The organism is Dysgonomonas sp. UBA7630, from assembly GCF_002483985.1.
Taxonomy (GTDB): Bacteria; Bacteroidota; Bacteroidia; order Bacteroidales; family Dysgonomonadaceae; genus Dysgonomonas.
Window position 1 is genome coordinate 140774 of the sequence record NZ_DLIY01000023.1, and the last position, 12155, is coordinate 152928.

Annotated in this window: 10 protein-coding genes; 7 read left to right on the plus strand and 3 right to left on the minus strand. The window is 36.0% G+C overall.

Features of this window, described 5'->3' with window-relative positions; translation table 11 throughout:
• From B3P17_RS10485 to B3P17_RS10505, 5 genes are all read left to right on the plus strand, one after another.
• Nucleotides 1–508: DUF4230 domain-containing protein (locus B3P17_RS10485; RefSeq protein ID WP_291105400.1), on the plus strand; the 508-nt coding region annotated here is incomplete at its 5' end.
• Nucleotides 509–637: 129 nt separating this feature from the next.
• Nucleotides 638–1084, plus strand: a complete 447-nt coding sequence (locus B3P17_RS10490; RefSeq protein WP_006842889.1) for a MarR family winged helix-turn-helix transcriptional regulator — start codon at nt 638–640, stop codon at nt 1082–1084.
• A 36-nt stretch (nt 1085–1120) separates the two neighbouring features.
• On the plus strand, nt 1121–1756 hold the full coding sequence (locus B3P17_RS10495) for a nitroreductase family protein (protein ID WP_252638160.1): 636 nt from the start codon (nt 1121–1123) through the stop codon (nt 1754–1756).
• A gap of 33 nt (nt 1757–1789) precedes the next feature.
• Nucleotides 1790–2293: a thiol peroxidase gene (gene tpx, locus B3P17_RS10500; RefSeq protein ID WP_252638162.1), complete on the plus strand. Its 504-nt coding sequence runs from the start codon at nt 1790–1792 to the stop codon at nt 2291–2293.
• 501 nt (nt 2294–2794) lie between these two features.
• The gene (locus B3P17_RS10505) at nt 2795–4396 is read left to right on the plus strand and encodes an ABC-F family ATP-binding cassette domain-containing protein (RefSeq protein WP_252638163.1); all 1602 of its coding nucleotides are present in this window, start codon (nt 2795–2797) and stop codon (nt 4394–4396) included.
• A 45-nt stretch (nt 4397–4441) separates the two neighbouring features.
• On the opposite strand, the gene B3P17_RS10510 is transcribed toward B3P17_RS10505, so the two are convergent.
• Nucleotides 4442–5869 (minus strand): alpha-L-fucosidase, encoded by a 1428-nt coding sequence (locus tag B3P17_RS10510; protein ID WP_252638164.1) that lies wholly within the window; start codon nt 5867–5869, stop codon nt 4442–4444.
• Nucleotides 5870–6112: 243 nt separating this feature from the next.
• Here B3P17_RS10510 and B3P17_RS10515 point away from each other — a divergent pair, with 243 nt between their 5' ends.
• Together B3P17_RS10515 and B3P17_RS10520 are read left to right on the plus strand one after the other, a co-directional pair.
• Entirely contained in the window at nt 6113–7243 is a 1131-nt protein-coding gene (locus B3P17_RS10515; protein ID WP_252638165.1) for a porin family protein, read from the plus strand.
• The gene (locus B3P17_RS10520) at nt 7240–8952 is read left to right on the plus strand and encodes an IPT/TIG domain-containing protein (RefSeq protein WP_252638166.1); all 1713 of its coding nucleotides are present in this window, start codon (nt 7240–7242) and stop codon (nt 8950–8952) included. Before B3P17_RS10515 ends, B3P17_RS10520 begins: the two co-directional genes overlap by 4 nt.
• 5 nt (nt 8953–8957) lie before the next feature.
• On the opposite strand, the gene B3P17_RS10525 is transcribed toward B3P17_RS10520, so the two are convergent.
• Complete coding sequence (locus B3P17_RS10525) at nt 8958–10526, minus strand: NAD(P)/FAD-dependent oxidoreductase (protein ID WP_252638167.1); 1569 nt, start codon at nt 10524–10526, stop codon at nt 8958–8960.
• A 197-nt stretch (nt 10527–10723) separates the two neighbouring features.
• Nucleotides 10724–12139 (minus strand): DHA2 family efflux MFS transporter permease subunit, encoded by a 1416-nt coding sequence (locus tag B3P17_RS10530; protein WP_252638169.1) that lies wholly within the window; start codon nt 12137–12139, stop codon nt 10724–10726.
• Between the last annotated feature and the right edge of the window lie 16 nt (nt 12140–12155).

The following is a 12155-nucleotide window of genomic DNA, read 5'->3' on the forward strand; positions in this document are numbered from 1 at the left end:
CACAAAAAAGAATGCTACGGTACAGATATCCCACAATATGATACTTCAAGAAATAGAAAGTCTTGGCAATCTTGAAGTAACCAAGTATAGTATTCAGGATATGATGGAGTATAAAAAAATTCGAAGATGGCTGCCTAACGCAAAAACAGGACTAATTATATATGGAGAAGTGATATGCTGTGTAGACCTGACCAAGCTAAAACCCGAAGACATAACTGTTTCAGAAAAAACAATACACCTGCAACTCCCCTCTCCCGAAATATGCCATGTAAAAGTTGATCATTCCAAATCGAGAGTATACGACATGGAATTCGGTCTATGGGAATCAACGAATATAGTTGATGAAGCATACACCTTTGCAGAACAACAGCTCAACGAAAAGGCCAAACAATTGGATATGCTCAGCCAAAGCAGAGACAATGCCGTAAACCTATTGAAACCTATCCTAAAAGCGATGGGATTCGAAGAGGTAGTTATTACATTCAGATCTAAATCGGGCAAAGGATAAACCCCTTTTCATCAACAACCTCTATACCTCATACTTTAATTCTATATCTATTTTATTTAACATTAGAAGCCCTCAATTATATTCTATAATATTTAATTTTGCACAATCAAATTTAGGGAAACTAAAATAATGAATGATAGTTTAAAATTAAATAATCAATTATGCTTTCCGATATATGCTTTATCGAGACAAGTTACTGCAATATATCGTCCTTATCTCGATAAGATCGGGCTCACTTATCCACAGTACCTCGTCATTATGGTTTTATGGGAATATAAAACGGTAACAGTAAAGCAACTAGGCGAATTACTTTGGCTCGATAGCGGAACTCTTACCCCACTCTTGAAAAGGATGGAAGCAAATGGATTCCTTATCCGCAAGCGTTCTTCCGAAGACGAAAGAGTAGTTGATATTCTTATCACAGAAAAAGGTGAAGCTTTGGAGAAAGAAGCAGAATCTATCCCTCCGGCAATGAAGAAAGCATTGGAGATTGGAGATGAGGAATTGGTAACACTTCGGGAGCATCTAAAAAAAATACTGAATATAACGAGTAAATGCAATGCCAAATTGCTATAAATATTTTCTAATTACAATAAAACAACAAAAAACAATATGAGCTTAATAGAATCTTTGGAATGGAGATATGCAACAAAAAAATTTGACTCTTCAAAAAAAGTAGATCAAAAATTAGTCAACGATATTATTGATGCAGCTTGGCTTGCACCTACTTCATCGGGATTACAACCTTTTGAAGTAATAGAAATCACAAACCAAGAATTAAAAGAAAAGATCGTTCCGATTGCATTCAACCAAAAACAAATAGCCGATGCATCGCACCTATTGGTGTTTGCCGCATGGGACAATTATACAGCACAACGCATAGACACAATATACAAACACACCACAGACGGCCGGAAGCAGGACCCCAACCAGTATAAAGATTACACAGATAGACTAAAAAATGCGTATTTACAGCGTCCGGCCGAGCTGAACTTCGAGCATGCAGCCCGTCAGTCATATATTGCATTTGCATTCGCAATGGCAATGGCTGCAGAGCTTAAAGTAGACAGCACTCCAATGGAGGGTTTTGATAATGATGCACTAGATAAATTATTAAATTTGAACGAACGTGGCCTCAAAAGTGTTACAATACTACCATTAGGTTATCGTGACGAAAATAATGACTGGCTCGTAAATCTAAAAAAAGTGCGTCACCCTAAAAAAGATTTTCTTATCGAAATAAAATAATAATATTAACTAACGCTTAAAAAACAAAAAATTATGGCAAAAATAACATTTAAAGGATCTCCGGTTAATACCAGTGGACAATTACCTGCAGTAGGTTCAGTAGCTCCGGCTTTCACTCTTGTAAAAAAAGATTTATCAGACGTTACATTGAAAGATCTTAAAGGTAAAAATGTAATTCTAAATATTTTCCCAAGTATCGACACCGGAGTATGTGCTGCATCAGTTCGCAAATTTAACAAAGAAGCGGCAAGCCTTCCTAACACTGTTGTATTGGCTATCTCTGCCGACCTTCCATTTGCTGCAGGTCGTTTCTGTACAGCAGAAGGTATAGATAATGTAGAACCTGCTTCTGTTTTCAGAAATGCTGAATTTGCAAAAGATTATGGAGTATTAACTGTTGACGGCCCATTGAAAGGTCTTTTGGCTCGTTCGGTAGTAGTACTTGATGCTGATGGAAAGGTGCTATACAACGAATTAGTAGAAGAAACTACAAATGAACCGAACTATGAGGCGGCTTTAAGTGTTCTAAAAAAATAAAAAATCGGATAGCTGTAAAGCAATAAGAAGTATTTTTCAATCAAGGCTTTTGCATTATATGTAGAAGCCTTGTGCTTTTAGTTTCTATCGCATTGTTTACAAACTGCATATTGAATACAATGATCTGAAAAACATTATAATTATTTTACAATTACAGACCTGCGACTTACTAAGTCAGACAAAAGATTCTTATCTTTGCAACACTATAAACAAATAAATACTCCAATGAGAATATCTAAGTAATACGATGGTTGTAACAACCATTTTGTCAAATTCGGATTATCCGGTACATTTTGGTTAAATCAGTATTCAAATATATCAGACTATCCGCAGTCTGCTAAACTTAGATATCATGTAATCCTCTATTTTTAAAGAATAAAAAGTATCAATCGATACTTTTATGTAAGTTGCATTTTGTTCAAACTTTTGAACAAAGTCCTCAACTATCATGGCATATGCCATAAAACACAATTACCTAATTATTTATTAAAAAATAGGTTTATGAGTATTATCGTAAAACAACTATCATATATACATCCTGATAAGGAGCCTTTGTTTCATAATATCAATTTTTCTGTTTCTAAAGGACAAAAGGTTTCTTTGATTGGCAGTAACGGATCAGGAAAGTCGACACTCTTAGGTATCATTGCAGGAAGGTTGCAACCATCGGAAGGAGAAGTTATCTATCAGGATGGGCTACCATATTATGTACCTCAACATTTCGGACAATATGATCATTACACTGTTGCAGAAGCATTACAAATCAGTGAGAAATTGAGAGCGCTTCATGCGATACTAGAAGGAAATACAGACACGACCAACTTTACAATTCTCGATGATGACTGGAATATCGAAGAAAATGCGTATAGTGCCCTCTCAAAATGGGGTTTATCTCATATTCGGCTATCTGAGACGATGAAAAATCTTAGTGGCGGAGAAAAAACAAAAGTATTCTTAGCAGGGACTTACATTCATTCTCCCGCTAATATGTTACTGGATGAACCGTCGAATCATCTAGACAAAACAGGGCGAGAGCGATTGTATGATTTGATAAAAAATAGTAATGCGACTGTAATTATTGTAAGCCACGATCGCACTTTACTCAATTTGATTGATATTACGTTTGAACTTACACACAATCAAATTGAAGTCTATGGTGGGAACTATGAGTTTTACAAAATTCAGAAAGCTGAACAGCAAGAAGCATTACAATCCCAATTTGAAGAAAAACAAAAAGAACTCCGCAAAGCCCGAAATATAGCCAGAGAAACAGCTGAGAGAAAACAAAAACGTGATGCACGAGGTAAAAAGGACTTGGGAGATAAAGGTATTCCACGCATCATGCTAAATACGATACGCAACAGGGCGGAATCGAGTGCAGCAAAGTTGCAAGATGCTCATGCCAATAAAATGGAGAATATTGCGGATGAAATAAAACAGTTACGCCAACAGCTACCCGAAAAAAAAGATCTCAAATTAAATTTTGATGATGCGAATCTTGATATCGGGAAAATATTGGTAACTGCCCAAAATATCAATTTTGGCTATAGCAATGAGATGCTATGGAGCAATCCTCTCAATTTCGAAATAAGAAGTGGAGAAAGGATAGTTATAAAAGGAGAAAATGGAACGGGGAAAACAACCCTGCTTAAAATTATATTTGGAATCTTAGAGCCTAAGCAAGGATATATTATCCGATCGGATTTTCAGTACTTATACATCGATCAGGATTATTCTATTATCGATAATGAACTTACGGTTTTTGATCAATTACAAAAATTCAATTCATATCATTTGAGTGAAGATGAATTACGCATTTTACTGCATAGATATTTGTTTACATATAATACATGGAACAAGCCATGCAAGATTTTGAGTGGTGGTGAAAAAATGAGGTTGGTATTTTGCTGTATGCAAGTTGATAACAAAGCTCCTGATATGTTTATTCTGGATGAACCGACTAATAATCTAGACATTCAAAGTTTGGATATTGTCACCGATACAATAAAAGATTATAAAGGAACTCTTCTGGTGATATCACACGATACATACTTTGTAAGAAAGATAGGTATAACAAAAGAAATAGAGCTGAAGGATTATTAAATCCTTCAGCTCATATCCTATGTTCAATAATTCTGTTCGAATTTTTTATTTTACAAAAGAAAAAGCTAATGCAGCCTGATCTTTAGGAAGTCCTGCCGGGATTGAGACTTCAATTCCTTGTGCTGTTTTCTTCCACTTTACAGTTTTACCTGTCTGCAAGAATTTCATTTTACTTCCTTTCGCGGGTTCATTACCTTTCCATACAACAGTAGTAGGCAGAGGCTCTCCTTCTTCCAAGCAAACAATAGCATATATCGTTTTGCCATATCTACTTTGGGTGAACCACGTTTTACCATCATTATAAACAGGAGTAATGCGTGTGTTATATATTGCTTCTCCATTCTTGATTGTCCAATCACCTATTTTCTCCAATCGTTCAACTACCTGATCCGGCAATGTTCCGTCAGGCTTTGGACCGATACCCAATAATAAATTTCCTCCTTTCGCTACAATCTCCACGAGGGTATGTATTACAGCAGCCGGTGATTTATACTGATCTGTCGGTACATATCCCCAGTCCCAACCAAGGGTAATACAACTCTCCCAAGGATGATCAAGTTGTGTTTCGGGAATACCCCTTTCCGGTGTCTGATAATTTTCATTTTCTCCGGGAACGGTACGGTCTACAACCAATATACCGGGCTGATAACGTCGTGCCATTGCAGCTATTTTAGGCATATCAATATCTTGAGCTCCTCTATAATTTTTACCGGCACGCTCGGCATCTCCGCTACGTGCAGGACGTACCCAGCCACCATCGAGCCACAATATATCAATATTACCATAGTCGCCGTTCATAAGTTCCTCTATCTGATTATAGGTAAACTCTTTAAATTTGTTCCATCTCCACTTATTTTTTTCAATATCGTAATTATTATTACGGTTGGGAGTCGGGTATCTATCCCACCAATAATATTGAGAATGCCAGTCGGGTTTTGAATAGTAAGCTCCTATCATATAACCTTCGCTACGAAAAGCATTGAACACTTCTTTAGCAATATTACTACGTGGGTCATTCTTAAATGCACCCTTCGTTACCGAAAAATCGGATTGCTTTGTATCAAACAGGTTAAACCCATCGTGGTGCTTTGTTGTGAAAACAACGTAATTCATACCTGCCTTTTTTCCATACTTAGCCCAAGAAGCCGGATCTAGCTTTTCGGGCTTGAAGCTATTTATTGTATTCCAATAGTTTCGTTTATAGGCATCATAAGTAATTGTAGAATCTCGAGGGATCCAATCTTCTTCTTCACCGCAAATAGACCATGATTCTACAATTCCCAACTGAGAGTATAATCCGTAGTGAATAAGCATTCCAAACTTCTGGTCTTGCCATTTGTCGAGCTTGTCCAATACTTTTTCATCCTTAGGCCATGTGTACGACTCTGACCTGCCGTGAGCAAAAGTTTGGGCAAATGTATTTGACGTTATCAATATCGACAACAATAAAAGAGTAATGATTTTTCTATTCATACTATATTGGGATTTAAAATTAATGAAGGACATTTTTTTATATTTCTTCTGTTTCGTTATACAGAAAGTTTATAAAGGCACAAAATTAATAAATTGTGAGAAGTAATAATTATAGATGAATAGCGCGACATGAAATTTATGAAATATTTTATAAATTTTATAAAAATATACTATATTTACATTCTTTTATTAATGTTTATCCTTAGATATATAAGGCATTTAAATACATCAACTTAAATCTATATGCAGAAGAATACTTGTAAGAAAACTATCTTATTTATATTAATTTCCATTACAACTTTATCATGTTATTGTCAAGAAAATTATTTAAAAACAGTAGATCACACATCTTACGGCATTAATTTATCAGATGAAGGCGACGTATCGAATGCGAAATTTTGCACTGTTATCGAAAAAAATAAAACAACACACTATTCTCCATATGAAGTATCTGAATATGCATTAAAAAATGGCAAAAAATATAAAGCAAAAGATATTCAGCTGAACGACTCCACCATAAAAGTATTTCTTCAAGTAATAACAGAAGGTAATATTGCCTTCTATTATTATAAAGGAGAAAAGAAGGAGAGATTTTTCGTCGAAAAAAATGGCAAATTGAAAGACTTCCCAGAATTTGACAACACAGGAAAATCTGTTTTCAGAGAAAATCTATCGACAATAACAAGTGCTTGCAGCGAATTAACAAACGTAATTAAACAATCCAGATATAACCAAACTTCAATCAAAGGTGTAATGAAGAGATATGAGACATGTAGCTCTGACCCTATATTATACGTAAGATATGGAATAACTGCAGGCTATAATTTCGAAAAACTAAGAATGACTTCTAATGCAAGCAATAACTTAAAATTTTTAAATTACAAATATGAAGGTGCGTTCTCTATAGGTGGATTCATTAATATACCAATCTCTTTAACTGATTTTTCCTTCCATGTTGAGGCTTATTATTCCAAACACAGCTATTCTTACTCGTCTAGTAATGCGATGGGTGATATTGACTATATTGCAAATATGCACACATTAAGTGTTCCACTTCTTTTCAGATATACTCTTCCTTTAAATAAAGTATGCCCTTATATAAATGCAGGTCTAATATATTCATATAACTTCAAGTGGAATAACTCTTTATTTAATTCAACAATAACAGATAATACAATAACAATCGATAAGATAGATCATCCAATAATAGATAGCCACCAAATAGGTTACAATATAGGAGCAGGTGTAGAGTATAAATTGAATTATAAAAATTCATTATTCTTTGATATAAGGTATTCTGATAATTTCACTTCATCTAGCTCTAACTATTTTAATAAATCTACAATTTATTTTTCAACAAGTATAAACCTATGAAATATATATTAATTATACTTTTACTAATCATATCAGTTGTTTTTAATACAAGTTGTGTGGACGACGTAGAACTACCTGAAAAAGATTACCCATTCGTTGAAACCAAAGATGCTGTAGTTACCTCTACAAATGTTACCCTTGTAGGAAAATTAACGCAAAAAGGAAGAGACAAGATTATTGACTACGGATTTATATTTATAAATGACAGTAAAGAAATAAAATATAGTATTTATGAAACAAATGAAATAGACGATTTCGAAAAAATAATAAACACTGATTTAAAAAAGAATACAACCTACACTTACAAGGCCTACATAAAAACAGAAAAATATTTAATCTTAGGAAAAGCTGTTACCTTTACAGCCTTAGGGAGTGAACCTCCTGTTGTAGAAAATATTAATCCCAATAGAGGTTTTGATGGAACAGAGGTCAAAATATCCGGTAAATATTTTGGATCAGAGAAAGATAAACGTCATATATATATTAATGACAGAGAAGTAAACATCAGTGAATCCGGAGAGAATTATATATCTTTTACAATACCTCCCTCTTCTTTTGTTGGTGATGCAGTAATCCGGATTGTTGCCGGAGAAAATGAAACGAATACTACATTCACGGTTATTGGCCCCGAAATTGAGTCGATTACTCCACTCACAGGACATGCTGGTAGTTATATTGTAGTTTCTGGAAAAAACCTCACAGAGAATGGAGATCAGACGATGATATATTTTGGTAGTTATTTAGGTCTAATATTGCAAAAAAATATTGGAGCTAACGCGCAAACGACTTTTACAGTAGCGATTCCTCCTGCTGACAATGTACTATCAGAAGTATCATCACCAATAAAATTACAAAATGGAGAAAAAATTGTCGAATATAAAAATACATTACTGACTAAATCATCGTGGAAAAGTCATGCTTCGGAATATTTTGGATCGGACTATAAATATGATGGATTTTCGTATAACAATAAAGGTTATGTAATGGAAGTGGAATCAATGGAGTTTCATGAATACAATCCTGTTGCTGACAAATGGACAACAATAAAACCTATATCCAATAAACCAGATTTTTATTATAATAGCTTATTAATTCCTTCTGGCGACAAGTTCTATAAAGTTGGAGGTTTAAACTATTTATTAGAATTAAACGATGACTTATGGTATTTTAAAATATCCGACAAGACATGGAATAAAAAAAACAAACTTCCTTTTGTGTTCCAGTCTGCAAAATCCTTTAAACTAAATAATAAAACATATATAATAACAGACAGAAAAGAATTATGGTTATGTGACTTTGATAATGAAAAATATTCTAAGTTAAACAATTTTCCTTCTGATATAGATATATTCCTTTTAGCTACATTTGTTACCGATAACACTGCATATCTGACGACTTATGGTAAAACATGGAAGTACAATATACAATCTGACACTTGGAGCGAAATGGCTTCATACCCTTATACTTTTGGACTATACTATTCTTGCATGAATGCTTTTACATACAAAGGCAATGGCTACATCCAACTTGGAAGAAACATCTACAAGTATGATTCATCTTATAATTATTGGGTTTTAGCATCATATTATCCTGACAGCAAAGCATATGACCGTGAGGCAACTTTTACTATAAATGATAGACCTTATTTATTTACGACATATCATCCTTTTATTACCGAAACATCTATGTTTGAATATCATACTGAATAAACTTATCATAAATTTAGGCTTTTCATCTTCTCTGCCAATGCTTCAGCACATCGTTCACCATCCATTGCTGCAGAGACAATGCCTCCGGCATACCCGGCTCCTTCCCCACATGGGTAAAGCCCCTCTATTTCTATATGCTGCATCGTTTCACGGTGTCGGATAATACGTACAGGAGAAGATGTGCGGCTTTCTACCGCCAGAAGTATTGCATCATTTGTCAAATATCCTTTATAGCTCTGCCCCACTTTTTTGAAGGCTTCTTGCAAGCGAGATGCGACAAATTTCGGCATCCATTCGTGCATCGAAGAAGACACAACTCCTGGAGCATATGATGTTTCAGGCAAAGTAGAGCTCTTCTTTCCGTTTACAAAATCATACAATCGTTGTGCAGGAGCCACTTGACTCTTCCCTCCGTGTACCCATGCCGATTCTTCCAGATCTTCTACAAACTTGAGCAAGGCCAATTCATTATATTTTTCATATTCAGGAAAATCTTCAGGATGAATCTCAACCACTACACCTGAGTTAGACCAACGAGAGCCACGGTTAGATGGAGACATACCATTCACTACAACCTGTCTAGGGCCACTTGCCGATGGCACAATTGTTCCTCCCGGACACATACAGAATGAGTATGCACCTCGCCCTCCTGCCTGAACAACAAAACTATATTCTGCTGCAGGCAAATATTCTCCTCGTCCTTCTTCACAATGATATTGTATTTGATCGATCAGATGAGAGGGATGTTCTACTCTAAATCCAACAGCTAATCCCTTGGCCTCTATTTTTATTTTCTGGTCGTATAGCATATAATAAACATCTCGGGCTGAGTGTCCTGTTGCTAAAATAACCTGACCATGAAAAATTTTTCCTGTATTAGTTTCTATTCCTTTTACACTACCATCTTCTATAATCAGCTTATCCATGCGTGTTTGGAAGTGAACCTCTCCGCCTGACAATATGATTTGCACACGCATTTTTTCTATTATACCCGGTAGTTTATCTGTACCGATATGCGGATGTGCATCAACAAGCACAGATGCATCAGCACCATGCTGGCAAAAAACATTTAGAATTTTTTCTACATTACCACGTTTCTTACTTCGGGTATAAAGTTTTCCATCCGAATAAGCCCCTGCTCCCCCCTCACCAAAACAATAGTTGGACTCTGGATTCACGACATGTTCACGATTCATCAGAGCAGTATCACGTTTACGATCACGAACATTTTTACCTCGCTCTACGAGTATGGGGCGAACACCCAGCTCTATAAGGCGTAATGCCGCAAACAGACCTGCTGGCCCTGCTCCTACAACAATAGCCTGCGGGCAATGTTTTACATTGGGGTAATAAGTAGTTTGGAAATCCGGATCATTTTGTTCTTCATTAATGTAGCCTCTTACCTTGAGGTTCACGAAAATATTTCGTTGGCGGGCATCAATAGAACGGCGAAGAATACGAACCGAATTTATATCTCTTAATGGAATACTTGTCTGGGATGAATAGATGCGTCTGACTTTCTCGATATCTGACGCCTGCTCTGGCGTAATGCGTAAGTCTATATCTTTTTGCATGATTTATTCTAATTGAAGCACAAAGATAAAATATTTAGAGCATAAAGAAAAGCACAAATAGTGATACTTGCGCTTTTGTTACTCAGTTACATTTTCAATGTTTATTTTAAATCAATTACCGCTAAACAACAATAAAAAGCTATTGACATCTATATAATAGACGATTGGAAATAATAAAAAGCTGCATGAAAATATTTTTAACCTACGTTCCGGTATCTTTTTTTCACACGAACAGCATCTCCGGCATCGGGAGTTAATTTTGTGAAACCGTATAGAGAAACAATACCGAGTATTGCCACAAAGATGAAAGCCAAACGAAAATCTGCAACAGTATAATGTTCTGAATATCCGTTTATCATATTAGAGAATCTCAGGAATACTGCTCCCATTGCAATCCCCATTCCTGTAGACATTTGTTGCACGGTACTGTATAATGTGTTAGCCGCAGTCATCTGCTGCTGTGGTATTTCGGCAAAGGCCAAAGTTGTAATAGCACTAAACTGCATGGAACGAAACATACCCGAAAGGAACATTACAACAACAATCAATACGACAGGGGTAGTTGGCAACAACAATGCTGTGAAAAAAGAAAATAAAGCGACTAGAAAACCATTGACGACTAGTACTGTACGGAAATTATAATGACGCATCACCCATATAGTTGCGGGTTTCATTGCCAGATTGCCTGCCATGGTAGCCAGAAACAATGATCCTGATTCGAATGGATTTAACCCAAACCCTTCCTGAAACATCAATGGTATAAGATAAGGCGCCACCCCTATCACCATACGAGAAATAGAACCTGTAAATATAGTTACCTTATAGGTAGGGATTCGTATAACAGAATAGTCTATCAGAGGATTTGATATATGTTTCGAATAGCGAACATTAAACAGGAGCAAACAGATACTAACCAGTACAAGTAGTACAGATACATAGTACGGCACTTCCCTGCGGCTAAGTAGTTCCACCCCATACATAAACCCAACTAAGGCTGAACCACTGAGCACAAAGCCAACTAAATCGAACCGTTTCTTAGGAGAGTTGCTTTTTTCTTCTTCTGGAATAAAACGCCAAGCAAGAATCACACATATTATGCTAATAGGAATATTTAGATAAAAGATCCAATGCCAAGTCCAATAAGTAGTAAGATACCCTCCTACTACCGGCCCTAAAATAGGCGCGACAAGCGCAGGCCATACAATGTATGCCATTGCTGTTACCAGTTTGTCTTTCGTTACCGATTTAAGTACAGCAAGCCTTCCCACGGGAGTCATCATTGCACCTGCCATACCTTGAAATATTCTGAATATAACGAACTGTGTCAATGTCTGAGACATACCACATAAAGCTGAAGCAGTGATAAATAAAACGATGGATGTACAAAAAACTCTACGTGTGCCATACCTATCGGCAATCCAACCACTTACAGGAATAAAGATAGCTAATGCAATCAGATAGGAAGTAATACCCGCACTGAGATGTACAACATCTGTATTGAAAGACCGAGCCATAGCGGGAATGGCTGTATTTACGGCAGTGGTATCAAGCCCCTGCATAAAAAAAGCAATGGCAACAACTAAGGATACGGTATAGGTCTTATCGATTTTCATCGGCGAAGAGTTACTT

What these genes read in the sequence shown, in the direction of transcription:
- B3P17_RS10490 (WP_006842889.1), top strand. Translation starts at nt 638, where the DNA reads ATGAATGATAGTTTAAAATTAAATAATCAATTATGCTTTCCGATATAT.
- B3P17_RS10495 (WP_252638160.1), top strand. Translation starts at nt 1,121, where the DNA reads ATGAGCTTAATAGAATCTTTGGAATGGAGATATGCAACAAAAAAATTT.
- tpx (WP_252638162.1), top strand. Translation starts at nt 1,790, where the DNA reads ATGGCAAAAATAACATTTAAAGGATCTCCGGTTAATACCAGTGGACAA.
- B3P17_RS10505 (WP_252638163.1), top strand. Translation starts at nt 2,795, where the DNA reads ATGAGTATTATCGTAAAACAACTATCATATATACATCCTGATAAGGAG.
- B3P17_RS10510 (WP_252638164.1), bottom strand. Translation starts at nt 5,869, where the DNA reads ATGAATAGAAAAATCATTACTCTTTTATTGTTGTCGATATTGATAACG.
- B3P17_RS10515 (WP_252638165.1), top strand. Translation starts at nt 6,113, where the DNA reads ATGCAGAAGAATACTTGTAAGAAAACTATCTTATTTATATTAATTTCC.
- B3P17_RS10520 (WP_252638166.1), top strand. Translation starts at nt 7,240, where the DNA reads ATGAAATATATATTAATTATACTTTTACTAATCATATCAGTTGTTTTT.
- B3P17_RS10525 (WP_252638167.1), bottom strand. Translation starts at nt 10,526, where the DNA reads ATGCAAAAAGATATAGACTTACGCATTACGCCAGAGCAGGCGTCAGAT.
- B3P17_RS10530 (WP_252638169.1), bottom strand. Translation starts at nt 12,139, where the DNA reads ATGAAAATCGATAAGACCTATACCGTATCCTTAGTTGTTGCCATTGCT.